This is a genomic window from Buttiauxella ferragutiae (genome assembly GCF_022637515.1).
GTDB lineage: Bacteria > Pseudomonadota > Gammaproteobacteria > Enterobacterales > Enterobacteriaceae > Buttiauxella > Buttiauxella ferragutiae.
In genome coordinates this window covers 2,072,709-2,097,109 of the sequence record NZ_CP093332.1, presented here as the reverse complement: position 1 = coordinate 2,097,109, position 24,401 = coordinate 2,072,709, and the positions used below count along the sequence as shown (strand labels likewise).

Here is a 24,401-nt window from a genome sequence, read left to right as displayed (position 1 = left end):
TGAAACCTCATAGGTCAGATAAGCGCAGCGTCATCCGACACAACGGCGTAAATGGTGGATGACGCTAACGCTTATCCACCCTACAAAACACATTTATCACCCTTTGTCAGCAATCTGAAGCCTGCTAATTTAAGCAGGCTTTTTGCTTTACAGGCTCCGCCGGCCCCTTCCGTTCTCTCCCTCCGATGACATACTATCGAAACAGCCCTGCGTAAATCTGCAGGATAAGGAGATAAGATGACGCATCAGACAGCCGACACTGCCCTTACCCCGAACCAGGCCCTCGATAAATTAGAGGAGCTGTACGATGCTTCGGTCAACGCATTGCGTGACGCCATTGCCCAGTACGTTGAAAACGGCACCTTACCCGAAATACAAAAGCGTGCCGCAGGATTATTTGTCTACCCGGAGTTACGCGTCAGTTGGGATGGCACCATCAAACACCCCAACAAAACACGCGCCTATGCTCGCTTCACTCATTCCGGCAGCTATACCACCACCGTTACCCGCCCTGCACTGTTTCGCCATTATCTCGCCGAACAATTAACACTACTTTATGAAGATTATGGTGCGCAGATTGAAGTCGGTTTATCGCTGCATGAAATCCCGTATCCGTATGTGATTGATGGTTCGAGTTTGTCGCTCGACCGTTCGATGAGTGCCGGTTTACCACGCCATTTCCCAACCACTGAATTGGCACAAATTGGCGATGAAACAGCGGATGGCCTGTTCCACCCGACTGAGTACTACCCGCTTTCGCATTTTGACGCGCGTCGTGTTGATTTCTCGCTCGCCCGCCTGCGCCATTACACCGGTACGCCGGTTGAGCACTTCCAGCCCTTCGTGTTGTTTACCAACTACACCCGTTATGTCGATGAGTTTGTACGCTGGGGCTGCCAGCAAATTCTTGACCCGGAAAGTCCTTATGTTGCGCTGTCTTGTGCCGGTGGCGTGTGGTTAACCGCCGATAGCCAGGCTCCTGAAGAAGCCATTTCCGATCTCGCCTGGAAAAAACACCAAATGCCAGCCTGGCATTTGATTGATGCCAACGGCACCGGCATAACGCTGATTAACATTGGCGTTGGGCCATCGAATGCCAAAAATATTTGTGACCATCTGGCGGTATTACGCCCGGCGGCCTGGCTGATGATTGGCCACTGCGGCGGCCTGCGTGAAAGCCAGTCGATTGGCGACTATGTGCTGGCTCACGCTTATCTGCGCGACGATCATGTGCTGGATGCCGTGCTGCCGCCGGACATTCCGATTCCAAGTATCGCCGAAGTTCAGCGCGCTTTGTACGACGCGACTAAACTGGTCAGTGGCATGCCGGGCGAGGAAGTTAAACAGCGCTTGCGTACCGGAACTGTCGTCACAACTGACGATCGTAACTGGGAACTGCGTTATTCGGCTTCAGCCCTGCGTTTCAACCTGAGCCGCGCGGTAGCAATTGATATGGAAAGTGCCACCATCGCCGCGCAAGGTTATCGCTTCCGCGTGCCATATGGCACTTTGCTGTGCGTATCCGATAAACCGCTGCACGGTGAAATAAAGCTGCCCGGTCAGGCAAACCGCTTCTATGAAGGGGCGATTTCGGAGCATTTGCAAATTGGCATCTGCGCCATTGACCTGCTGCGAGCTGAAGGTGAACGCCTGCACTCGCGCAAATTAAGAACATTTAATGAGCCACCTTTCCGATAAGAGAAAAATAATGCAACCCACATCACCTCTGGCTGCGTTACGCAGCCTGCTAAAAGAACGTGAACTTGATGGCATGCTTATCCCTCGAGCCGATGCGCATCAAAGTGAGTACTGTGCCCCCTATGACACCAAGCTTGAATTTATCAGTGGTTTTGATGGTTCAGCGGGCCTGGCTCTGATTTTAGCCGACCGCGCGCTACTGTTTGTTGACGGGCGCTACCAGGTTCAGGCGCGTCAGCAAGTTAACCTCAGCGAGTTTGAAATTCATCACCTGCATGACGAACCAATCCACCTCTGGATACACGAGAATCTGCCTGCTGGTAAACGCATCGCGTTTGAGCCGATGCTGTTCGTGAACAGCCAATATGAACAACTGCGTACCAGCGGTTGTGATCTGGTTGCCGTCAATGATGATCCGATTAACGACATCTGGACAAATCGCCCGGCGGCACCTCGCGGGGTTATTCACCACATGCCGGATGAAATTAGCGGTGAATCCACCGCATCAAAACGCGCGCGCGTTGCAGAAGCCTTGAAGCATGAGGGCGTGGACTATCTGGCCCTGACTTTGCCAGACAACATCGCCTGGCTGCTTAATGTTCGCGGTTCCGATATTTCCATGAGCCCAGTCCCCCTCTCTTTTGCTTTGGTCAAAAACGACGGTGACGTGGAATGGTTTGTTGATGAAGCCAAACTGCCAAAGCTTGATAACACCTTGCTCGGCTCGCTTAAGACCCACCCTGCTGATGCGTTTCTCGCGCGTTGTGCGCAGCTTGCGGCGGGAAAACGCTTCTTGCTCGATGGTGACAATGCCGGGGTTGCCGTGCGCTTTGCGGTTGAACAAGGTGGCGGGGAAATCAAGTGGCAGGCGGATCCTGTTACGCTGATGAAAGCGAACAAAAACAGCACTGAGCTGGAGGGCTTCCGTGCAAGCCACGTGCAAGATGGCGCAGCATGGGTGAATTTCCTCGCCTGGCTGAGCCATGAAGTCCCGTTGCGTGAAGCGGCAGGTAAGCCGATTACCGAACTTGAAGCCCAGGAAAAGCAACTCGCTTTCCGTCAGGAATGTAACAACTTCTGGGAGCAAAGTTTTGGCACTATTTCCGCGTCTGCGAGTAACGCGGCAATGTGCCACTACCACAGCGCGCCGGAAACCAACTTTGCGATCACCAGTAAAGAGTTTTATCTCAACGATTCCGGCGGCCAGTATTACAACGGCACCACGGATGCCACGCGGACCATGAACTTTGGGCAACTGGACGCTCAACGCCGCCTGCATTACACCGCGGTGTTAAAAGGGTTTCTGTCGCTGATTACACTGCAATTCCCGCAAGGCACCCAGGGGCACCAAATCGATGCGTTTGCACGTCGTCCATTGTGGGAACTGGGTCTGGATTATGACCACGGTACCGGTCACGGTGTCGGCCACTGCATGCTGATTCACGAAAACCCGCATCGTATGGCGAAGAAAGTGAACCCATGGCCAATGTTGCCGGGTAATGTTCTGACCATCGAACCGGGATATTACCTCGCAGGAAGTCATGGCATTCGCATTGAGAACCAGGTTGAAGTCATCGCTTCACGTCCGGGTTTCTGTCAGTTCGCCTCGCTAACGCTTATCCCAATAGATTTAAGCGCGGTTGACTTGTCACTGCTGAACGAGCAAGAGATTGCCTGGCTTGATGAGTACCATCAGCAAGTACGCGAAACATTATCGCCACTGGTTTCTGGCGAAGCGCGACCATGGTTGATTGAAGCCACTGCGCCAGTCAGAACGCAACGCCTGTAAAAACGCCAAAGAGCCGTGTTTTTGCGGCTCTTTTCTTCTTTTTGCTGATTAAACCAGCAATCAATCATGTTTCATCTAAACAGCCTTTGACAACCCTGCGGCCGCTCGTTACTATGCGCCCCGTTAACCGATTCCTCTGTAGTTCAGTCGGTAGAACGGCGGACTGTTAATCCGTATGTCACTGGTTCGAGTCCAGTCAGAGGAGCCAATTTTTTGTTTTCATGCCTCTTTGCGAATCCCTATCTAATTAAGATTCAATAAGTTAACGTGAAAAATCTTCCCGATGCGTTTTCAGTTTTCCCTCTGCATCGGGAGAAATTGGTGGTCAGATTTGGGGTCAGATTGGTTCGATAATGGAGTGACCCCCATATGTCTCTCAACGACACGAAAATCCGCAGTCTTAAGCCTTCTGATAAATCCTTTAAAGTCTCCGATTCACACGGCCTGTACCTTTTGGTCAATCCAGGCGGTTCACGTCTCTGGTATCTCAAATATCGCATCAACAAAAAAGAATCCCGTCTAAGTTTAGGTGCTTACCCCGATGTATCCCTGTCTGGTGCACGGCAACAGCGTGATGGTATCCGCAAGCTGCTCGCGCAGAACATCAACCCCGCCCAACAACGTCTCGCCGAAAAAGCAGCCCGCTCACCGGAAAAGGTCTTTAAGTATGTGGCACTTGAGTGGCATAAGAGCAATATAAAATGGTCGCAGAATACCGCAGACCGCCTGCTTGCCAGCATGAATAACCATATTTTCCCGGTGATAGGTCATCTGCCAGTGACGGAACTGAAAACCCCCCATTTCATCGCGCTTCTGAAAGGTATCGGAGAAAAAGGTCTGCTGGAGGTCGCATCCCGCACACGGCAACACCTGTGTAATATCATGCGCTATGCCGTACACCAGGGGTTAATCGAAAACAACCCAGCGGCGAATCTGGACGGTGTGACCGCCCCGCCCGTGAAAAACCACTATCCCGCCCTGCCTCTGGAACGCCTCCCTGAATTACTGACTCGCATTAATGGCTACCAGAAGGGACGGGAATTAACCCGGCTGGCGGTATTACTTACCCTGCACCTGTTTATCCGCTCCAGTGAACTGCGTTTTGCCCGCTGGGATGAGATTGATTTTCGAAACAATATCTGGACCCTTCCCGCTACCCGAGAAATCCTTCCCGGAGTCCGCTATTCCGGGCGGGGGGCAAAAATGCGTACTCCGCATATTGTGCCCTTGTCCAGACAGACCATCGATATTCTGATACAAATTAAAGATATTTCAGGTCATCAGAAACTGGTGTTCCCTGGCGACCATAACCCGTATAAGCCAATGTGCGAAAATACGGTCAACAAGGCACTGCGTCTGATGGGTTACGATACAAAATCTGAAATCTGCGGGCACGGCTTCCGCGCAATGGCGTGCAGTGCTCTGATGGAAACCGGCCTGTGGTCTCAGGATGCAGTGGAGCGCCAGATGAGTCATCAGGAACGCAACAGTGTACGACTTGCATACATCCATAAAGCAGAGCATCTTCACGCACGCCAGACGATGATGCAGTGGTGGTCAGATTATCTGGATATGTGCCAGAGAGAGTATATCCCGCCCTATATCTGGAGCAGAGCTAACCACCACCAGGTGTAATCGACGATAGCTTAAATACAGCACCTGTTTTTACAGGTGCTGTATTCTTCATGGTATTGCTGTGAAAAAACAATACCTGTTCTGGCTTATGGCATTGCTTTATATGTCCGATAAAAATCATTAGTGTTTTCTGCTTTTATTAAAGGTGATAGCAGTCAACAGGATGATTGAAAATTTTCAACCATCCTTCAGTCAATGCATGTTTAACTCTTTAACGAGATCATCAAAGTATCAATATCAGCTATACGTTTTACCAGCCTTTCTTGTAATGCCAGGCTGATATCCTGACTGTATGCTTTAAGTTTTAGCTCAAGAATGTCTTGTTCTCCAAAATCACAATACATCCGATTTAACAGAGTGGATTTCTTGTCATCACCAATAAATGAGGCCTCCAGTGCGCAAAGGGATATATCCAGCAATTCAGCATCACTAAACCCATAAATATCACGGGCAATATTATATTCCTTGCCAATATCCGTATCAAATATCCCTGCATCATCGGTATTCAGATTTATTCTGACTCCTGCGTTATAAAGTTTTTTCACTGGATGTAAAGAAGGATCATCCCGATATTCATTAAGCAATGTAAGATTACTGGTTATTGAAATCTCAAGTAAAATATTTTCGGATATAAGCCTGTCAATGAGAACATCATCATAAATGGCATTTATTCCATGTCCAATACGCACCGCCCCAGCCTCTATAGCCTGATGAATGCTTTCTGGCCCACATATTTCACCCGCATGAAACGATTTCATTAGTACGGTCCTGTTTGTTAGCTCAGATATCTCCTGGAAACTCCCTTCCCGTTCATCACCAGCAATGTTCAGGCCAACTACCAGATCATCTTGATTATTGTCAGCTAAATCTATAACCGAGGCTATATGCATTAAACCTAAATGCCTGATCGCCACAACGTGTAGTTTAGTGATCAAACCATATTGGTTATGAACTTCATTGATTGCTGCTCTGATTGAATCCAGGCAAGCTTTGTACTGTTTACAATCAAAATATTTTTCTTTGCCTGGGGCCATATGTAATGGTGAAGATATTAACTCACAGTAGATAAGCCCCAGCTTTGCATTTCTTTCGAGGTAGTCTTTTGTGACTATATAGTAATCATCTTCATCACGGATGAGTGATGCGAAAAAATCATATACTTTGATAAATGAAGAAAAACCTCTATTATCAATATTAATTTTTCTTCCTGACAGATCAAGGTAGTCCTCTGGAATAGTCACACCATATTTTCTGGCGAGCTTGCAAGCGATATCTGGGGTTATAGCCCCTTCAATATGTTCATGTAAAACAACTTTTGGGATTATGTTTAAGGACATAACTTTCACCTCACCTGTATTCATTAAAATATCAACATAAAATACATAAACATGATAAATATCTATTGCATCGTATAAACCAGGACTGAAATTACTGTTAGAAAAAACACTTTTGGCAATACACTTATGCCCGGTATTTCGATAAAAACAGAGATGTAAGCGCAGGAAGTGGGTAAAATAAACAAGACCGGTTACCATCCCCAAAATATATCCTGCGCTTACATATTTATAATACTGGCATCAAAGCCCTTGCTTTCTTAACCACAGCTTTAACAGTGAAACCAAACTCTTCGAACAGCAGTTCAGCTGGAGCAGACTCACCAAAGGTCGTCATACCCACAACCGCACCGTTCAGGCCAACGTATTTGTACCAGTAGTCAGCAATGCTGGCTTCGATAGCAACACGCGCGCTCACTGCTTTTGGCAGCACGGCTTCGCGGTACGCTGGATCCTGTTTGTCGAATGCATCGGTAGACGGCATGGAAACCACGCGCGCTTTGATGCCTTCAGCAGTCAGTTGATCCCAGGCTGCAACCGCCAGTTCAACTTCAGAACCGGTGGCAATCAGGATAAGCTCAGGCGTTCCTGCGCAGTCTTTCAGAACGTATGCGCCACGGGCGATATCCGCCAGTTGCTGTTCCGTACGATCCTGCTGTGCCAGGTTCTGACGGGAGAAGATCAGCGCGGTCGGGCCGTCGTGACGTTCTACAGCGTATTTCCACGCCACCGCAGACTCAACCTGGTCACATGGACGCCATGTGCTCATGTTCGGCGTCACACGCAGGGCAGCAAGCTGCTCCACTGGCTGGTGAGTCGGGCCATCTTCACCCAGACCGATTGAGTCGTGGGTGTAAACCATCACCTGGCGTTGCTTCATCAGTGCTGCCATACGCACCGCGTTACGGGCATATTCAACAAACATCAGGAAGGTAGAGGTGTACGGCAGGAAACCACCGTGCAGCGCGATACCGTTGGCAATCGCCGTCATACCGAATTCACGTACACCGTAATGGATGTAGTTACCGGCCAGGTCTTCGTTGATGGCTTTGGAACCAGACCAGATAGTCAGGTTAGACGGTGCAAGGTCAGCAGAGCCGCCAAGGAATTCAGGCAACAAGTGACCGAATGCTTCGATGGTGTTCTGGGACGCTTTACGGCTGGCAATTTTCGCAGGGTTAGCTTGCAGGTTCTTGATGAACTCTTGCGCTTTAGCTGCGAAATCAGCAGGCATGTCGCCTTTCATACGACGGATAAATTCTGCGGCTTCTTGCGGGAAGGCGCGAGCGTAGGCAGCGAACTTCTCGTTCCATGCTGCTTCTTTCGCCTGGCCTGCTTCGCGTGCATCCCACTGAGCATAAATGTCTTGCGGGATTTCGAATGGCGCGTGTTTCCAGCCCAGTGCTTCACGGGTCAGTGCGATTTCTGCGTCACCCAAAGGTGCGCCGTGGGAATCGTGGGTACCGGCTTTGTTTGGTGAACCGAAACCGATGATGGTTTTGCACATCAGCAGTGAAGGTTTGTCGGTAACCGCTTTGGCTTCTTCAACAGCGCGTTTGATTGCATCAGCATCGTGACCGTCAACGCCGCGCACAACATGCCAGCCGTAAGCTTCGAAACGTTTGGCTGTATCGTCAGTGAACCAGCCTTCAACGTGGCCGTCGATGGAGATACCGTTGTCATCATAGAAGGCAACCAGTTTACCCAGACCCAGCGTACCCGCCAGCGAGCAAACTTCGTGGGAAATGCCTTCCATCATGCAGCCATCACCCATAAAGGCCCAGGTGAAGTGGTCAACGATATCGTGACCAGGGCGGTTGAACTGTGCTGCCATGGTGCGTTCAGCAATGGCCATACCGACTGCGTTTGCCACACCCTGACCCAGTGGACCCGTGGTGGTTTCTACGCCTGCGGTGTAACCCACTTCCGGGTGACCCGGAGTTTTGGAATGCAGCTGACGGAAGTTTTTCAGTTCTTCAATCGGCAGGTCATAGCCTGTGAGGTGCAGCAAGCTGTAAATCAGCATTGAACCATGGCCGTTAGACAGCACGAAGCGGTCACGGTCAGCCCATGCAGGGTTCTGCGGGTTATGGTTCAGGAAATCGCGCCACAGGACTTCGGCAATGTCGGCCATACCCATAGGGGCACCCGGGTGACCGGATTTGGCTTTTTGTACTGCGTCCATGCTGAGTGCACGAATAGCATTGGCAAGAATTTGTCTGGTGTACATTGAATCTCCTCAAAAAAACAAAAGCAGGAAAAACCCCCGGATGAACCCTGCTCAGAATTCATGACAACATTTTGATATTTAAAAGTATTTTTTCTATTTAGCATTGTGTTTGCCAGGGAGCCACTTCAAATATAAAAGTGGCTTTAAACGTATCCAGCAAACAACTATCCAATATCACCGAGCAACACTGACTCAAGTGCAATCTTGATCATATCGTTAAATGTCGTCTGACGTTCTTCAGGACTGGCCTGTTCGTGGGTACGAATGTGGTCAGATACAGTGCAGATAGTGAGTGCTTTTGCCCCAAATTCTGCGGCAACACCATAAATACCAGCAGCTTCCATTTCCACGCCCAGGATGCCGTATTTTTCCATCACATCAAACATTTGCGGGTCTGGTGTGTAGAACAGGTCCGCAGAGAAAATGTTGCCCACCCGGACATCAACACCCAGTACTTTCGCAGCATCCACCGCATGTCGCACCATTTCGAAGTCAGCAATTGCAGCGAAGTCATGGTCTTTGAAACGCACACGGTTCACTTTGGAATCAGTGCAAGCCCCCATACCGATAACCACATCGCGTAATTTCACATATGTACTCACCGCACCACAGGAGCCGATACGGATGATTTTCTTCACTCCGAAATCGGTGATCAACTCTTTCGCGTAAATAGAACAGGAGGGGATCCCCATGCCGTGGCCCATGACGGAAATATTACGTCCTTTATATGTACCGGTGTAACCCAACATCCCGCGAACATTATTTACCTCACGAAAGTCCTCAAGAAACGTTTCTGCAATATACTTTGCACGCAGAGGATCTCCAGGCATCAGAACAACATCTGCGAAATCACCTATTCCTGCATTAATATGTGGAGTACTCATCATCATATATCCTAATTAAAAAACCGTTACTGGGTTATGCCAAAAATCCCATACACGCTGTAGCAAACCTAACAATATCTCGCCACCTCCTATCTGACAAGAATATATTTAACCGTAGCACAAGCACTCCAACATTAAATCAAATGCCATTCATGGAAAACATTTTTAAATAAAAACAAGGAGTTAACAATTCAATGCCTTGTGACATTCAAATATAAATTTACCGATTCGGACAATGATGTCCATATAGCTTGGAGTTCTGTGATACATGACATTTTAATTAAATCAACATTGAATTAACATATATTCAAATAAACAATTAATTTATTAAAAATCAACTCCATCCTCAACAATACAATCTAAACAATAAGAGTTCATTATGAAAAAAATAATTTTTGCATTATCTCTATGCGCTTTTACTACTGCCTCACACGCCGAACAGAAGTACGGTTGGGGGAACATACACTTCGATTATCAAGACTGGAATGCTGGTTTTAAAGATCTAAATTTCACACAAGCAGTAGTTGGTGTTGAAGGTGGAATTGGATTTAACTGGGGAGAAATGTACGGTTTCTATGACTATGAAAATATTACAGAAAAAAGTGGGGGGCAAGGGCAAACTGCTAATGGTGAAACTCATATATACCTTGGTGATTCTGGGGTAAGTCTTTTTGGAAAAGTATATAACTCTCAAAGTCCCGACTTCAAAGAAACGAACCAGTTTTTGGGTTTGGGGTATACGGACCTCAAAGGAGATGGTTGGTGGTTCAAACCATGGATTGCAAGGCAATATATCACTGCACACAACAATTTTGGTCCAGCATATGATGTTAATGGTTTAAATGGTTTTTCCATTGGATGGAATGCCGGTTATGCATTTAAATTCCTTGAGCAAGATTTTTTGCTTTCAAACTGGAATGAAATAGAACTGGATAGAAATGATGATTATGCATCAAATAATTTTGGTCATGAAGGTCTAAATGGGGGATTGAATCTAACATGGAAAATCACCAATCATATTTCAACAACTGTCATGTATCGCTATTTTTATAATAAACTGGGTGCTGATGGATATGGGGACATCCTTATCTATAGAATTGCATATGATTTCTAATAAATTAAAGAACTCAGGACTGAGAGACTATTTTAGTAAAAAATACTTATCAACAAAAACTAATACTATTTAGTCTAATGAGTTTACAACTCAGTCCAGACCCTTGATGCATGCCCATAGAGAGAATAATATATACCAACACCATTGCACAGTATTTAAGAGTGTGAGCTACCTAGCGCTGCGGGCTAGCCCATGCCTTTTAAGTTAATAACATTAACTCTGTATTACCTCTATAGGCCAGCATAGGTAAAAGGCTTAAGTTAATAAATGCCCGCTACAAACCGTCGACACCTAGTGAAAACGTCTATCGGGCTACCCCCTACAAGCTACAAGGTGGGAATAAACACATACTGAATTCATCACAAAATCAGAGTGTTATTATGCGGCGTGTGATTTATTTAACAAAGCCTACATTCTAACTGTTACAGATTAGAGTAGCTGCTTTCAAAAATAGCCACAAATAGTAGGAGGAAATTTAAAATTGTTATAAATATTGCTATGTAAACGGTTCCATTCATATTACAAGAAGAAATAGGACATATTGTCCGATTAGAGAGCAAGAATGTGACACTGTGCATTATCTGTTAGATAGCAGAATGCTAAATTATATATCAATATTTTATCGTCGTTGGAGTCAGAACACATGTTTATTACTTATAAGATTCAGCGGCACAAGTTTATAATGTCGTTAATATTAAAAGAAAAAAATGTCCAGGTATCATCCCTTGCAAGATACTTAGGTGTGACAGATAGAACTATAAGACGTGATTTACAAGAGTTAGAAAGTATAGGGAGGATTAAATGTTTCCACGGAGGGGCCGAATTAGTCGTAAATGCAGAACATGAAATGTATAAAAAAGGAAATATCTCTTTGCATAGAGATATGACTTTAGGTCTAATTAGTTCTAACATCAAGGGAATTTTAATGAGTGAATTATCTAACGAGTGCAATGGAAAAGTCTTTGTATTAGGCTCTTTCAATACAGATCTCGTTTATCGAGTAGATGACTTTGTTAAATCAGGCCAAACAATTCAAGCAACAAAAAGCTATTGCCTTCCAGGTGGAAAAGGTAGCAATCAAGCAGTAGCAAGTGTAATGGCTCAAGCAAAAACTCATTTCGCTGTAAAACTTGGAGATGATGAATTTGCCAAAAAAGCCATACAATTTTTGAAGGGCATAATGTTTGAACAGATAATTAACTTTGAGGCAGATAACTGCCCTACTGGAAGTGCTGTGGTAATGGTATCAGAAAATGAAGGTGATAATGCCATAATTATTTACCCTGGCGCCAATCAAATGTTTTCCGAGCAGGATATTATTTCTTGCTATGGTTTTATTTCAGAAAGCGATGTGTTCTTAACACAGATGGAAAATAACACTTCAGCAATATCACAAGCTCTTCGGTTTGCTCATGCAAGTGATATAACAACAATTTTGAATCCTGCACCATGGAGAGCTGATGTTTCAGATTTATTACAATGGGTGGATATTCTCACCCCTAATTTAACTGAGGCTGAATCAATAATTGGAGGCGTAATATCAACTAAAGATGATATAAAAAATGCAGCAGAAAATATTTATAATAAAGGCGTAAAGAACGTAATTATTACGTTAGGAAAAGAAGGGTGCTGGTATTTTAATGGTGTAAATCATCGACATTTCTCTGCTTTTACAGCGGTCAACATTGATACTTCTGGGGCAGGAGATGCATTTAATGGTGCATTTGCCGCAAGAGTTGCAAAAGGAGATGATATAGAGACTGCAATTATTTACGCTAATGCATTTGCTTCATTGGCTGTTGAGCGTGAAGGGGCAGCTAATATGCCACCACACGATGCAGTAAACAAGAGATTACATACTCAATAATTTAATTTTATTAGAAAAAACAAATAGGATTCATTTATGACTAATTGGCCGAAACTATCCCCTTCAAAACGAATGGAATTAATGACCATCGATACACAAGAAAAAGTATCAATTGTCATTGATAGTGATACTTTCAATGAAATAGATGATCAAATTGCTATTGCCTGGGCAATGTTACATCCTGAACGTATTGATCTTCAGGCTGTTTATGCTGCTCCATTTACAAATGATATGTTTGGCGAAGGTAGTTCTCATACTTATGTCAACAGTGCAGAACAAGGAATGTCATTAAGCTATGATGAGATTTATCGGGTATTTGATAAATTACCAACATCACTTTCACGCCCCCCTGTTTTCAAAGGTTCAACAACTTATCTGAAAGATAGTAATGTTCCTGAGAAAAACCAAGCAGTGTTAGATTTAATTAATCGTGCAAGGAATAGCACTAAAACGTTACACATACTCGCTATTGCCGCGCCTACAAATATAGCGAATGCACTTCTACTTGCGCCAGACATCATTAATAATATACATGTTATATGGTTAGGTGGTAACAGTTATGACTGGCAAGATAATAATGAATTTAATTTAATGCAAGATGTTATGGCTAGCCGTATTTTATTTGATAGCGGTGTCGCACTTACTCATATTCCATGTTTTGGCGTTTCAAATTGCATGGCAACATCAGTGCCTGAAATGCAATTTTATTTTGATAATACAAGTAAACTGGGTAATTATTTTTCACAGATAGCACCAAGGTGCCCTTGGATTGGATTTGGCTCCAGAAAAGTCATATGGGATATTACTACTGTAGGACTGATTTTAGATCCTTCATGGTACACCATTGAGCTAAAAACGTCTCCAATTATAAATGATGACTTGAAATGGAGTTTTGATAACAGGCGTCACTTTATAAGTGTCGTGAAATATATAGAAAGAGATAATTTGTTCCAGGACATGTTTAGAAAAATTATTGATGCAGACTTGGAGTGATTTATGAATACTATTATTGTGCTAGGTGGCATGTTTACTTTATTGTTCATTGCATATATGTGTTCAGTTGATAGAAAGAGAATTAAATTCCAACCTATTATTGGCGCATTTATAATACAAGCACTTATTGGTGCATTTGTATTATACGTACCTGTAGGACAACAATTTTTGGGACTGCTAACAAAAGCCGTATCTGCAATTATTGAGTTTTCAAATCATGGTATAAGATTCTTATTTGGCAACTTAAATGATGGTAGAAATGGTTTTTTGTTTGCCTTCCAAGTTTTACCTATAATTATATTCTTCAGTTCTTTGATGTCTGTGATGTACTACCTTGGTTTTATGCAAAAAATAGTTTCTCTATTTGGTGCAGGAGTCAGACGTCTTTTGGGGACATCAAAAATCGAATCAACTGCAGCTGCTTCAAACATTTTTGTAGGCAATGTTGATGTTTTCATAATGGTAAAACCCTATGTAAAAGATCTCACTAAAAGTGAGCTTTTTGCTGTCATGACCGGTGGTTTTGCCTCAATCGCTGGATCTGTATTGGTCGGCTATGCAGCCATGGGTATAGATATCAAAATTCTTTTAACCGCTGCGTTTATGTCTGCACCCGCAGGTTTGCTTTTTGCTAAACTGATTTATCCAGAAACAGAAGAGGTAAAGGAAATTTCTCTTGATGTCTATCTCGAAGAAGAAAAACCTGTAAATATAATTGAAGCCGCAACAGAAGGTGCATTTGTTGGTCTAAAAGTAGCCGCATCTGTAGGAGTCATGTTATTAGCATTAATATCCTTAATTGCCATGGTAAATGGTATTATCTCTGTCGTTGGCAGTTTTTTTGGCGCTGATACTATTACGCTCGAGCAAATTTTCGGATATATCTTCTCACCATTTGCATGGCTTTTAGGCATTCCTAAAAATGAAATACTCGCCGCCGGTAATTTTTTGGGGCAAAAACTGGTATTAAATGAATTTGTTGCTTTCCTTGACTTTACTAAAAACAGAGAATTATTAAGTCCAACATCTCAAACAATTGTAATTATGGCACTGGCCGGCTTTGCAAATTTATCTGCTCCTGCAGCTATGTTAGGTGTATTAGGTAATTTTGCTCCAGAACGTAAAGGGTTCATAGCCAAAATGGCTTGGCGTGTGATTCTGGGTTCAACATTAGCCAACTTGATGAGTGCAGCAATAATTAGTTTTTACATGTCTGTATTTGGTTCATAAATTCCAGGCTGGTATATCCAGCCTACTTTAATTAATGTATGGGGTATATAATGTCCGAGATATTTATTGCATTGCTAGTCGGTAGTGTGACCGGTATTGTTTTTACTTTATTAAAACTTCCCCTCCCTGCCCCTCCTGTTCTTTCCGGCGTAGTTGGGATTTTTGGAGTTTATATGGGCTCAGTTATAGTTAACTTCTTCAAATAAATTTAATGAGTAATGTATATGACAATGAGAAACGAGCGACGACACTATCGTGTTCACCAACTTCGTCGATTTCGAATCCTCTTACGGTCACCGTTGTGACGTAGCAGGTTATGCCGCCGCGCTGGAACTGTTCGACCGTTGTCTGCCAGAACTGATGGAATTGCTGAAAGAGGACGATATTCTGATCCTCACCGCTGACCACAGTTGTGACCCAACCTGGCAAGGTACTGACCACACTCGCGAGCACATTCCGGTACTGGTCTACGGTCCAAAAGTGAAAGCGGGCTCTTTGGGTCACCGTGAAACCTTCGCGGATATCGGCCACACCGTGGCGAAACACTTCGGTGTATCCGACATGGGTTACGGTAGGAACATGCTCTGATCCCCTTCATTCCGCGAGCCGTAGAGGGAAATTTTTTTGCCACTTATCTGCGACTCGAACTATTTACCATCATTGCAAGCAGTTCGTCATGTTAAACTAACTCACTATTTTTAATGAAGGAGATAAATCTCACTTAAACGAACCATCCAATTTTAAAGATCTTCCGACGTACACTAAATTTTCGTTAGCGAAAATAGTAATACCGCGCACGTTAAAAAATGATACGTGCAGACATTTCAGAAACAATTACATGTTGACTGAAATATTTCCCTATCAGGAAATAATCTCCTCCGGTCTTGACTTTCTCAATAAAGCACAGCCCCATAAAGCTCAAAAAAAAAATAATTTTCGTGCAATTTTTTTGCGAAAAAAACAAGGAAATGCATTATGTCAAACAACTCTGCCATATTTAACGTTAAAAGAAAAGAATCAGACTGGCTGACGATTCAGGAAGCAATCCATATAGCGAATGAACTCACACATAAAAGAATTACTGAAGGTGATATATATCGCAATGCATTATGTGGGAATATTTTTCTTTCCATATATTTCCCATCACCTGTTGCATTACGAAAAATCAGCACCGCCAATAACAAAATAAAGCTTAAACTGGTGGAGGATCCACCGATTAACCGACTGTGCCTTCTTGATAGCAATTGTTTTCTTAATGAAACTAATTTGATAGTCAACACGGAAGGAAAATATATTTCCCCGCCCCACCGGATCATAGATACACCGTTGTTAGGGCATGAATATGTTGCGGTACAACGTTTACTGGCTGAGTCGCTCAATATCCCCCTTCCTGTGACAGGAGCAAATGATATCATTTATGGAATTTCAGTCACTGTGTCTGGGGAATCATTCCTGCTTTTCGAAAAGGTTACATGGCCAGAAAGAATTACTCAGCAAATAATACAATTACCTATAAATGCCGCACAGAAATTTAACCGATATATCTCATCCCTTGACATGAGCGAATATAACCATAAAGCATATTTCCCCCTGTATCATTTACCACAGGATGCTTGCTTTGTTATCCGCTACACAGAGCTTGAAAAGTTAATCAATATCCCCGTTAAAAACCAGGATCCCCCACCATCTTCACCCCGGATTTCTACTCCCCTGTCCCGGCTTTTCTGGCTGGCTTGTAAGCATAATGAAGACATATGCCCGTTAATCAGACAACCCTACAAACTCCTGTCTATTTTTGAGCAATGGGCGTCTGCCGAAGGTATTACCGACAGACTGAGCGGTGATACATTGAAAACCGCACTTGAACGCGGCTCCCCCTCGTCCATTTCAGCACCAAACTAATATGTTATTCCGCTGTTCTGTCTGGACCTCCGTATTAAGGGCAACAAAACCCGTAATACGGGCTTAGCAACTTTCCCTCTCCCCTCTTCTGTGTTTTTTTGTCATCTCCATGCATGCCCCTTTCCGTACTGGAGGAACGATGACATCTCATCAGTTATTACGTCTGAAGCAGGTTGAAGTAAAAACCGGTCTGAAGCGTTCCCAAATCTACCTGTATATGAAAAACGGCACCTTTCCCCACTCAATTAAGATTGGTCCGGCAAGCGTTGCCTGGCTGGAGTCTGAAATTGATGAATGGATCAACATTAAATTAAATGATCGTTGAAAACATTTAAGCGTGAGGAAAAATATTATGATCCCATCACTCAATTACACCGTATTAACCGAAGCCCTGCATGCACTGAAGGAGGGTAATTTTCGTTACTGCGAATCTCTGGGCTTTACTTTCGATGAAATGAATGCGCTCAATCAGTTGTCCCTTGATGAACTGTTTATCGTCAGCCGGGCATCGATGCAATTTATGGCTGTCACTGTCCACCATGATGCTTTGAGCCAGATCCTTGTCATATCTCGTCAGGAAGTTCATCGCCAGCAGCAGATAAACCGGGCCATCAGTCTGGGTGGTTCGATTGCTCTTCTGAACCACTATTTTGGTCTCACCTCCAATGAAGTCTGCATTCGTCGCCGGTTGCTGGGGATCTGTGTCCCACATGGAAGAACGCCTATCCCGGATGAAGATACCGATGCCGAAATCTGGCGGTATTGGCAAAAATGCCGCCCCGATAACATCGCATCTTCCGACGCACTGGAAGCCATGATGCAGATAACCGACTCATTGTGCACAGAGGAGAAGAGTCTCTCGCTCACAGCCGTCTGGAATAGCATCACGCTTTGCGAGCAGGAAGCCTCTGACAGGAGGTCATCCTATGCCAGATGAGATCGACCGCGATCAGGAGTTTAATGAACAGTGCCTGGAAACGCAGATTGAACAGAATCGGTTCAGCCCTGCAGCAACACCCTCATTACGTTACTGTCGCCTGTGCAGTGCCCCGATCCCCGAAAAGCGGCGGCAAACCCTGCAAGGCGTGACAACCTGTACGGAATGCCAGAGTATTCTTGAGCGACGTCAGCGCAGATAACAGAACGAAAAACGTGCAGAGAGATTATCGTCTTTGCACGTTTTTATTATCTGAATAAATCGCTATAAGTATTTTACTGATGATATACGAAATGAATAAATTCCTGACAGTTATTAAACCCATCCAATAAAATTCACCGCTATATATTTTCTCTTTAATTTATTGTTTGATTTTATTATTCCCAGCCTGAACCAGATAGCACACTCTGCCCACTCCCCCACTTCACTGGCGAGCTTTCTAGACGTTTATTCGTCCGGGATGGGTATTGCTCTTTAACAATGTAAATCGGGCTGTCACAAAACCACAATTCAGGGTGCCGCTGAATGTTCTCGCTAACCCGTCAGAACCGGAATGCAGAGCAGGGATGTGATTCATTTACTCTACCACTGCTTTTCATTAAAGGAGAGTTTGATGAGAAAACCCATTTATTACGTATTTGTTACCCAGGACTCGTTGCCCGATCAGCAAGGAGAAAAAGCCACGTACTGGACAAAAGTTGGTGTTGCCTTTCCTCACAACAGCAAACCCGGCCTGAATGTTGTGCTGACTCCCGGTATTGCTGTTTCCGGCAAATTGGTACTCCTCGAACCCAGAGACGATAACGATACGCAGCAGGACGTTTAGCCCGATTAACCGTCGATCACCAGGCGCCCGGTAACCTCACGTCTGATCCGCGTGCTGTTGCCGGACCTGCTTCACTGAGGCCACTATGCTTTCTCCCACGACCTTTTTGACGGTAGCCATACAATGCGCTGCCAGCATTCACCCGTCCACTGCGTTCGATGTGGCCAGGACTGAATCTGGTTTTAACCCTTACGCTATTGCCGAAATGGTACCTGGCAGCAACCGTGTCATTTCCCATATGCCGGTCACAAGGGCGGAAGCTACCCGTATCGCAGCGCGACTTGCAGCAAAAGGACGTCGCTATTCAGTCGGGTTGATGCAGATCACCAGCACCAATTTCCGTCACTATGGTGTCACAGCCAGTGACCTGTTCACCCCGTGCATCAACCTGTCCGTTTTTGAGCGCATCCTCACTGACTGTTATGTGAGGAGCGGATCCCTGAAACGTGCATTAAGTTGCTATTACTCTGGTAATTTTGAAACCGGACAACGTTCGGAGTCATCTTTTGGCAATACCAGTTACATTCAACGTATTGGCTATGTTGTCCCCTCAACCCGGCAGGACAGACAAACCAGTGACATACCAGAGGAGAATCAAACCACCACCGTTATTTACCCTGACAAAATCATTCGTGGCAATCTTCCCGTAAACGAAAACACCACTGTTAACCATTCATATTATGCGCCTCAGATAGTGCGCGGGCGCTTACTCACAGCGCAACAAAAGGAATAATTAAATGACACTCGTATCTGAATTAAATTCGAAATTCAAATCTGCCTGTTTAACCTTCTCGATGGGTATTCTGCCCGCAGCCCAGGCACTGGCAGCGGATGACGGTTTTCAGAAAGCGAACGAAGGCCTGAATAAATGGGTGATCGGTCTTGGTAGCCTGGCCGTTGCAACAGTGACGCTTTGCATTATGTGGGTTGGTTACAAGGTTTTGTTCGATGGGAAGCAACTCCACGATATGCGAAATGTCATCATCGGCGGCATTCTCATTTCCGGCGCTTCCGGTTTCGGTGCCTGGTATATGGCATAACAAGAGGGGTCACATGGCCATATTAAATAAGGCGCTCACGCGTCCTGCGGCACTCTTTGGTGTGCCACTGGTTCCACTGATTATCATTTTTTCTCTCATTGTTATTATTGCCGTCTATTCGCATTTTTACTGGTGCCTGTTTTTGCTGATCCCTGCGCTGACAGAAATGAGAAGTAAAGCGCGTAAAGATATTCATTATTTCAACCTGAAACTTATTGCGTTTAAAACACGTGGTAAGCGGAAAATCAATAAATACTTTGCGGCCAATACCATTATCAGTGGTCAATATGAAAAAATTGATATCACGGAGTTTAATGAAAAAATGCGATTAAACGAGAGTGTCAGCATAGCTAAATACATCCCTTATTCAACCCATATTCATGAAAATGTGGTGAAGAATAAAAAAGGAGATTTAGTCGCCACATGGGAACTGGGCGGCACGATATTTGAGTGTGAAGACGAGCAACATCTTGACATTATGACCATGCAGTTAAACAACCTGGTCAGATCGTTTGAAGGGTTGCCCTTTACTTTCTACATCCACCGGATCAGAGAAAGCCATAAAGACGCCTTTGATTCTCACTCCGGCATTCCCTTTTCCGACGAGATTGCAGACCTTTACAAACAGTCTATCGATACAAAACCTTTTCGCCGGTGTCGTTTATTCTTTACCGCCTGCTATATCCCCCTGAGCAAGATTGAGCGGGCAGCATTAAAACGCAAGAATACCGGTGACCGGGAAAATGTGCTGAATGATTCACTGAAAGTCATGCTGGAATACTGGGGGATGCTCAACACGTCCCTGTCACGTTATTCAGCATCTCCACTCGGGTTATACACGGAAAATGAGCGTCTTTATTCTTCCCAGTTAGCCTTCTATAACCGTCTGGTCAGTGGCAAGTGGCAGAAATACGCCGTCACCCGCACCCCGTTTTATGATGTTATGGGTGCTGTCGACCTCTTTTTTTCCACAGATACAGGTCAGTGCAACAGCGTGGATGGCCAGTCTTATTTCCGGAGTCTGGAAATCAAGGATCACGCCACTGAAACCTACACCGGCTTATTTGATGCCCTGCTCTATGCTGAGTGCGATTACGTTATGACGCAGTCATTTACCTGTATGGCCAAAGACGAAGCGAAAACCCATATCAAGCTGACACAGAACAGACTGAAATCCGCTGAAGATGACGCTATCTCACAACAGGAAGATTTGATTGTTGCGCGTGACCTTCTCCAGTCTGGCCATATCACGTTTGGTAAGTACCATTTGTCGCTCATTGTCAGTTCCCCTGATGCCGAACAGGTCGTCAGGGACACTAACGCACTGGCTGACCCCATTAAAGATCTTGGCATCATTATGACGCTCTCAACAATGTCTCTGCCCGCGGCCTATCTTGCGCAGCTACCAGGGGTTTATGAGCTAAGACCCCGTCTTGTTTCGGTGAGCAGTCAGAATTTTGCTGATATGGCCGGGTTACATAATTTTCACCCCCATAAGCGCGACGGTAACCCCTGGGGCGAAGCCGCCTGCATACTGAAAACCCCATCAGGAGGAAACTATTACCTGAATCTTCATAACAGCCAGGAAGGTGTGGATGACTTCAACGAAAAACATCCTGGTAATGCCATTGTTATCGGGAGTACCGGGACAGGTAAATCCACACTGCTGGAAATGATGAAGCATTTGATGCAGAAATATCGTCGCCCCGATAGCTTCTCACCTGATGCGAAAATAAAACGCTTTACGACAGTGACCTTTGATAAGGATCGTTCTGCTGAAATGTCTATTCGGCAGGCCGGAGGGGAATACTTCCGCATCAGGTCAGGTGAGCCATCCGGGTTTGCGCCAGGGCGACTCCCCGCCACTAAACGAAACATTAATCTGAACAAGCAGCTGATCCGCCTGATTTGTACCCGTAATGGAAACGTTCTTGATCCCCGTGACGAGGAGCGTATCAGCAAAGCGGTAGACCGTATCATGCTTGATTATCCGCCTGATAAGCGTGGTTGTATTATCACCCGCCTACTGGAAATCCTGCCCGAACCGCCCACCAAGGAATCCAGAACTAATGGATTACGTATTCGCCTGAAGCAGTGGGCGAAAGGGGGAGAGTTCGGCTGGGTATTTGATAATGAAGAAGATACCTTTAATGTCGACAATATTGATAATTTTGGTATTGATGGTACAGAGTTTCTGGATGATAAGGATGTTCGTTCCCCGATTACCTTTTACCTGTTATATCGCGTCACCAGCCTGTTAGATGGCCGCCGCTTAGTGTTATTTATGGACGAGTTCTGGAAGTGGTTGCTTGATCCTGAATTTTCCAGATTTGCTTTAAATATGCTCAAGGTCATTCGTAAATTAAATGGCATATTCGTCCCGGCGACCCAGTCACCGGAAGAAATGTGTAAACATGAAATTTCAGCGGCCATTATTGAGCAGTGCGGGACACAATTATTTATGGCTAACCCCAAGGCCAGCGCATTTGATTATGTCGACAAACTGAAAGTTCCGAAAAGTGTCTATGAAATCGTTAAAGACCTTGACCCAGGCGCCCGTCAGATCGTTATTTTAAAAACCCCGCTCAGAAGAGGAGAAACCCGCCCCTTTATTTCCATCGCCACGATCGACCTTTCAGGACTGGGACGTTATACCAAATTACTGAGTGGCAGCGCGGATAATCTCCAGATTTTTGATTCCATTTATAAAGATGGGATGAAGCCAGAAGACTGGAAAGCCGAAATGCTCAGACGAGCCATTTAAATTAAGGATCTGTCATGAAATTCAGAAAGCAGTTAATTGCAACGGCCACCGCTACGTTAATATTCTCTTCCGGGGCGCACAGTACCGGTGTTCCGACTGTTGATATTCTGGCTAACACCACCTCAGTTAATCAGTGGCTCCAGAAGCTGTCACAATGGACGCAAACCGTCCAGCACTATAAAGATCAGATGGATTCCTACAAGGCACAACTGGCAACAGTGACAGGTATCCGCGATGTGCAGACGTTTCTGGGCCAGGCTAAAAATCTGGCTAATGATATTAAGGCCATGAAAGAGCGAGGGATCTCTCTGAATGACCTGCTGTCTAACCCTGATGGTGCCTATTCAGGCGATTTAAACAGTCTGTACGATAAATACAAGGTGTTTGATAGCTGCAACGAGGGGGCTACGGGTCAATATCTGGAAAGCTGTAAAAAGGTGATCATTAATCAGGCCGCCGCAATCGAAGACACAACCGAGGTACAGGATAAAATTTCCGACACGCTAAGTGATATTGCTGATCTCTCTAATCGTATTCAGTATTCAAAGGATTCCAAAGAATCTCAGGACCTGGCTAATGTGGTTTCCGCCAAAAGTGTACAACTGAGTGCATTAACCACGCAGTGGGAAATGAGTGTCAAACAGGCCGAACAGCGTAGTCAGATGCTGGAGATTCAAAAGAAAAAAGCGTTTTCAGAGCAGCAACGAAATGCGCCGATTGCTGACTTAAATAATATCGGTCACTAATTCTCCCCGTTGATTGGGTATAACGACCCAAACCTGAAACCACATCAATACTCAGGATGTCATGATGAAAAAAACACTGGTCACCTTAATTTTTATTCCCCTGTTCTTACTGACAGGCTGTGAGGATAAGTATTCGAAAGAATGGTTTATTAAAAATCATGATGAAATGATTGCTAAATACACCGAATGCCTTTTAGACCATTCATGGAGTGAACAGATTTGCCAGAACGCCAAAAATGCCATGAAGCAGGAGCGTGGGCAGCCGGATGTTGAAAAAGGCCGTAAAGCCGCATTTGATGCGCTAGATAAACAAATAGCCCGTCAAAAGGTGCCTGATTTAAATCATTTTTAACGAGTCATTTCTAAGCGAGGTTATTATGTCAGGCTCGATGGTCGGCATGCACACCTTTATCATGAGTAGTATAAATACCGTATTAGTAGGGCAATCGTCCACATACGGAAACATGATAAGTGTGATAGCAACAAGCTCTTTTACGGCCTATATTATTTTTCGCGGTTACCAGACGCTTGCCGGTAAACTTATCCGCCCCGCAGAAGATGTTATGTGGGATACAGGACGAATGTTATTAATCATGATGTTTGTTCTCAACCTCGGGGGCTGGCTGGATACGGTAATCAGCGCCCTTGATGGGTTTAAAGACGGTGTAAGTGGCAGTGATAATATATGGGTATTACTTGACTCAGTATGGGAGAAAGCTCAGAAGCTGGCTAAAAAGCTTTATGAAATGGATGATTCAACTGTTCCACTGGAAGGAATGACAGCCGAGTTCCTTGTATGGGCTGGCGCGATTATTGTTCTGGCTGTTTCAACACTCGTTAATCTTTTAGCTGAAATCACCATTTTATTAATGGGAACCACTGCCCCCCTTTTTATATTCTGTCTGGCATATGGATTTTTACGCTCAATGTTCAGCAGCTGGTTATCTGTCATTTTGAATGCCTTATTAACCATTCTGTTTTCTGCTTTATTTTTGCGAATTGGTATTAAGTATATGACGATAATACTGGATACTGCGTTAGCGGTTTCCCAGGATAAAAACATGGTCACACTGGCCATTCAATCCTTACTTGCCTGTTTTGCCTCGGCTTTAATTATCTGGTTCTCTGCAAAAATAGCCTCAGCTCTGACGGGTGCCGCAGTTCAGGCCACAATGCAGGGTGCAGCGATGGCCGGTATAGGTTCGATGGGGAGTGGCACAAAGCCCATGAGTGATGCCGTTAGCGGTTCACTGGGTAAAATGGGGGATCGTGCTGCGAAAAACCTTAACGCCGGTTCCTCATCGCCTTCTGCGGCAAGAAAATCTTCTATTCAGACAATGCAACGTTCTAATCAACAGCGTAAATAAAGCAACACGTTTTATTACCCCCTCGTTTTATCCGCAATTGTGACG

22 protein-coding genes, 1 tRNA gene and 1 pseudogene are annotated in these 24,401 nt (G+C 44.9%); 21 read left to right on the top strand and 3 right to left on the bottom strand.

Features of this window, described 5'->3' with window-relative positions:
- Positions 1 to 237 precede the first annotated feature (237 nt).
- The 4 genes from MNO13_RS09680 to MNO13_RS09665 all read left to right on the top strand — a co-directional run bounded on the left by MNO13_RS09680 (position 238) and on the right by MNO13_RS09665 (position 5,122).
- Complete coding sequence (locus MNO13_RS09680; protein ID WP_064545581.1) at positions 238 to 1,698, top strand: AMP nucleosidase; 1,461 nt, start codon at positions 238 to 240, stop codon at positions 1,696 to 1,698.
- A 10-nt stretch (positions 1,699 to 1,708) separates the two neighbouring features.
- A complete protein-coding gene (locus MNO13_RS09675; RefSeq protein ID WP_241939896.1) occupies positions 1,709 to 3,487 on the top strand; it encodes an aminopeptidase P family protein in 1,779 nt (592 codons plus the stop codon).
- A 132-nt stretch (positions 3,488 to 3,619) separates the two neighbouring features.
- Positions 3,620 to 3,695 (top strand) — tRNA-Asn (locus tag MNO13_RS09670).
- Positions 3,696 to 3,856: 161 nt separating this feature from the next.
- Positions 3,857 to 5,122, top strand: coding sequence for a tyrosine-type recombinase/integrase (locus MNO13_RS09665; protein ID WP_232886755.1), 1,266 nt, complete (start codon positions 3,857 to 3,859; stop codon positions 5,120 to 5,122).
- A gap of 203 nt (positions 5,123 to 5,325) precedes the next feature.
- Here the strand turns inward: MNO13_RS09665 and add are convergent, their stop codons facing one another.
- The 3 genes from add to deoD all read right to left on the bottom strand — a co-directional run bounded on the left by add (position 5,326) and on the right by deoD (position 9,570).
- Positions 5,326 to 6,657 carry an adenosine deaminase gene (gene add, locus MNO13_RS09660; RefSeq protein ID WP_241939895.1) on the bottom strand — a complete coding sequence of 444 codons (1,332 nt, stop codon included), beginning with the start codon at positions 6,655 to 6,657 and terminating at the stop codon, positions 5,326 to 5,328.
- A gap of 28 nt (positions 6,658 to 6,685) precedes the next feature.
- Positions 6,686 to 8,686 carry a transketolase gene (tkt, locus tag MNO13_RS09655; protein ID WP_232886753.1) on the bottom strand — a complete coding sequence of 667 codons (2,001 nt, stop codon included), beginning with the start codon at positions 8,684 to 8,686 and terminating at the stop codon, positions 6,686 to 6,688.
- A 164-nt stretch (positions 8,687 to 8,850) separates the two neighbouring features.
- Positions 8,851 to 9,570, bottom strand: coding sequence for a purine-nucleoside phosphorylase (gene deoD / locus MNO13_RS09650; RefSeq protein ID WP_232886752.1), 720 nt, complete (start codon positions 9,568 to 9,570; stop codon positions 8,851 to 8,853).
- Between the two features lie 379 nt (positions 9,571 to 9,949).
- Here deoD and MNO13_RS09645 point away from each other — a divergent pair, with 379 nt between their 5' ends.
- From MNO13_RS09645 to MNO13_RS09565, 17 genes and pseudogenes are all read left to right on the top strand, one after another.
- The gene (locus MNO13_RS09645; RefSeq protein ID WP_232886751.1) at positions 9,950 to 10,684 is read left to right on the top strand and encodes an outer membrane protein OmpK; all 735 of its coding nucleotides are present in this window, start codon (positions 9,950 to 9,952) and stop codon (positions 10,682 to 10,684) included.
- A gap of 643 nt (positions 10,685 to 11,327) precedes the next feature.
- The gene (locus MNO13_RS09640) at positions 11,328 to 12,551 is read left to right on the top strand and encodes a PfkB family carbohydrate kinase (RefSeq protein WP_241939894.1); all 1,224 of its coding nucleotides are present in this window, start codon (positions 11,328 to 11,330) and stop codon (positions 12,549 to 12,551) included.
- Between the two features lie 36 nt (positions 12,552 to 12,587).
- Entirely contained in the window at positions 12,588 to 13,544 is a 957-nt protein-coding gene (locus MNO13_RS09635; protein ID WP_232886749.1) for a nucleoside hydrolase, read from the top strand.
- Positions 13,545 to 13,547: 3 nt separating this feature from the next.
- Positions 13,548 to 14,774, top strand: a complete 1,227-nt coding sequence (locus tag MNO13_RS09630) for a NupC/NupG family nucleoside CNT transporter (RefSeq protein WP_232886748.1) — start codon at positions 13,548 to 13,550, stop codon at positions 14,772 to 14,774.
- A 50-nt stretch (positions 14,775 to 14,824) separates the two neighbouring features.
- Entirely contained in the window at positions 14,825 to 14,980 is a 156-nt protein-coding gene (locus MNO13_RS09625; protein ID WP_232886747.1) for a XapX domain-containing protein, read from the top strand.
- Positions 14,981 to 15,008: 28 nt separating this feature from the next.
- Positions 15,009 to 15,362 (top strand): annotated as a pseudogene (locus MNO13_RS09620) (phosphopentomutase); the annotation flags it as partial.
- 387 nt (positions 15,363 to 15,749) lie between these two features.
- Positions 15,750 to 16,676, top strand: coding sequence for a hypothetical protein (locus MNO13_RS09615; protein WP_232886746.1), 927 nt, complete (start codon positions 15,750 to 15,752; stop codon positions 16,674 to 16,676).
- 139 nt (positions 16,677 to 16,815) lie between these two features.
- Positions 16,816 to 17,001, top strand: coding sequence for an AlpA family transcriptional regulator (locus tag MNO13_RS09610; protein ID WP_232886745.1), 186 nt, complete (start codon positions 16,816 to 16,818; stop codon positions 16,999 to 17,001).
- Between the two features lie 27 nt (positions 17,002 to 17,028).
- On the top strand, positions 17,029 to 17,613 hold the full coding sequence (locus tag MNO13_RS09605; protein WP_241939893.1) for a DUF2857 domain-containing protein: 585 nt from the start codon (positions 17,029 to 17,031) through the stop codon (positions 17,611 to 17,613).
- A complete protein-coding gene (locus tag MNO13_RS09600) occupies positions 17,603 to 17,815 on the top strand; it encodes a TraR/DksA family transcriptional regulator (RefSeq protein ID WP_241939892.1) in 213 nt (70 codons plus the stop codon). The genes MNO13_RS09605 and MNO13_RS09600 overlap by 11 nt, the downstream gene beginning before the upstream one ends.
- A gap of 411 nt (positions 17,816 to 18,226) precedes the next feature.
- Positions 18,227 to 18,439: a hypothetical protein gene (locus MNO13_RS09595; RefSeq protein WP_241939891.1), complete on the top strand. Its 213-nt coding sequence runs from the start codon at positions 18,227 to 18,229 to the stop codon at positions 18,437 to 18,439.
- An 85-nt stretch (positions 18,440 to 18,524) separates the two neighbouring features.
- The gene (locus MNO13_RS09590; protein ID WP_241939890.1) at positions 18,525 to 19,172 is read left to right on the top strand and encodes a lytic transglycosylase domain-containing protein; all 648 of its coding nucleotides are present in this window, start codon (positions 18,525 to 18,527) and stop codon (positions 19,170 to 19,172) included.
- A gap of 61 nt (positions 19,173 to 19,233) precedes the next feature.
- Positions 19,234 to 19,479 (top strand): TrbC/VirB2 family protein, encoded by a 246-nt coding sequence (locus MNO13_RS09585; RefSeq protein WP_238392769.1) that lies wholly within the window; start codon positions 19,234 to 19,236, stop codon positions 19,477 to 19,479.
- A gap of 13 nt (positions 19,480 to 19,492) precedes the next feature.
- Positions 19,493 to 22,243 (top strand): VirB4 family type IV secretion/conjugal transfer ATPase, encoded by a 2,751-nt coding sequence (locus MNO13_RS09580; protein WP_241939889.1) that lies wholly within the window; start codon positions 19,493 to 19,495, stop codon positions 22,241 to 22,243.
- A gap of 14 nt (positions 22,244 to 22,257) precedes the next feature.
- Entirely contained in the window at positions 22,258 to 22,989 is a 732-nt protein-coding gene (locus MNO13_RS09575; RefSeq protein WP_241939888.1) for a TrbJ/VirB5 family protein, read from the top strand.
- Between the two features lie 64 nt (positions 22,990 to 23,053).
- Positions 23,054 to 23,341 carry an EexN family lipoprotein gene (locus MNO13_RS09570; protein ID WP_241939887.1) on the top strand — a complete coding sequence of 96 codons (288 nt, stop codon included), beginning with the start codon at positions 23,054 to 23,056 and terminating at the stop codon, positions 23,339 to 23,341.
- 25 nt (positions 23,342 to 23,366) lie between these two features.
- Entirely contained in the window at positions 23,367 to 24,356 is a 990-nt protein-coding gene (locus tag MNO13_RS09565) for a TrbL/VirB6 family protein (RefSeq protein WP_241939886.1), read from the top strand.
- Positions 24,357 to 24,401: the final 45 nt, after the last annotated feature.

Coding starts and splice junctions, on each gene's coding strand:
- MNO13_RS09595 (WP_241939891.1), top strand. CDS start 18,227: ATGAGAAAACCCATTTATTACGTATTTGTTACCCAGGACTCGTTGCCC.
- MNO13_RS09585 (WP_238392769.1), top strand. CDS start 19,234: ATGGGTATTCTGCCCGCAGCCCAGGCACTGGCAGCGGATGACGGTTTT.
- MNO13_RS09600 (WP_241939892.1), top strand. CDS start 17,603: ATGCCAGATGAGATCGACCGCGATCAGGAGTTTAATGAACAGTGCCTG.
- MNO13_RS09680 (WP_064545581.1), top strand. CDS start 238: ATGACGCATCAGACAGCCGACACTGCCCTTACCCCGAACCAGGCCCTC.
- MNO13_RS09625 (WP_232886747.1), top strand. CDS start 14,825: ATGTCCGAGATATTTATTGCATTGCTAGTCGGTAGTGTGACCGGTATT.
- MNO13_RS09580 (WP_241939889.1), top strand. CDS start 19,493: ATGGCCATATTAAATAAGGCGCTCACGCGTCCTGCGGCACTCTTTGGT.
- MNO13_RS09575 (WP_241939888.1), top strand. CDS start 22,258: ATGAAATTCAGAAAGCAGTTAATTGCAACGGCCACCGCTACGTTAATA.
- MNO13_RS09610 (WP_232886745.1), top strand. CDS start 16,816: ATGACATCTCATCAGTTATTACGTCTGAAGCAGGTTGAAGTAAAAACC.
- MNO13_RS09630 (WP_232886748.1), top strand. CDS start 13,548: ATGAATACTATTATTGTGCTAGGTGGCATGTTTACTTTATTGTTCATT.
- MNO13_RS09615 (WP_232886746.1), top strand. CDS start 15,750: ATGTCAAACAACTCTGCCATATTTAACGTTAAAAGAAAAGAATCAGAC.
- MNO13_RS09635 (WP_232886749.1), top strand. CDS start 12,588: ATGACTAATTGGCCGAAACTATCCCCTTCAAAACGAATGGAATTAATG.
- deoD (WP_232886752.1), bottom strand. CDS start 9,570: ATGAGTACTCCACATATTAATGCAGGAATAGGTGATTTCGCAGATGTT.
- MNO13_RS09570 (WP_241939887.1), top strand. CDS start 23,054: ATGAAAAAAACACTGGTCACCTTAATTTTTATTCCCCTGTTCTTACTG.
- tkt (WP_232886753.1), bottom strand. CDS start 8,686: ATGTACACCAGACAAATTCTTGCCAATGCTATTCGTGCACTCAGCATG.
- MNO13_RS09645 (WP_232886751.1), top strand. CDS start 9,950: ATGAAAAAAATAATTTTTGCATTATCTCTATGCGCTTTTACTACTGCC.
- MNO13_RS09640 (WP_241939894.1), top strand. CDS start 11,328: ATGTTTATTACTTATAAGATTCAGCGGCACAAGTTTATAATGTCGTTA.
- MNO13_RS09565 (WP_241939886.1), top strand. CDS start 23,367: ATGTCAGGCTCGATGGTCGGCATGCACACCTTTATCATGAGTAGTATA.
- MNO13_RS09605 (WP_241939893.1), top strand. CDS start 17,029: ATGATCCCATCACTCAATTACACCGTATTAACCGAAGCCCTGCATGCA.
- MNO13_RS09665 (WP_232886755.1), top strand. CDS start 3,857: ATGTCTCTCAACGACACGAAAATCCGCAGTCTTAAGCCTTCTGATAAA.
- add (WP_241939895.1), bottom strand. CDS start 6,657: ATGGTAACCGGTCTTGTTTATTTTACCCACTTCCTGCGCTTACATCTC.
- MNO13_RS09590 (WP_241939890.1), top strand. CDS start 18,525: ATGCTTTCTCCCACGACCTTTTTGACGGTAGCCATACAATGCGCTGCC.
- MNO13_RS09675 (WP_241939896.1), top strand. CDS start 1,709: ATGCAACCCACATCACCTCTGGCTGCGTTACGCAGCCTGCTAAAAGAA.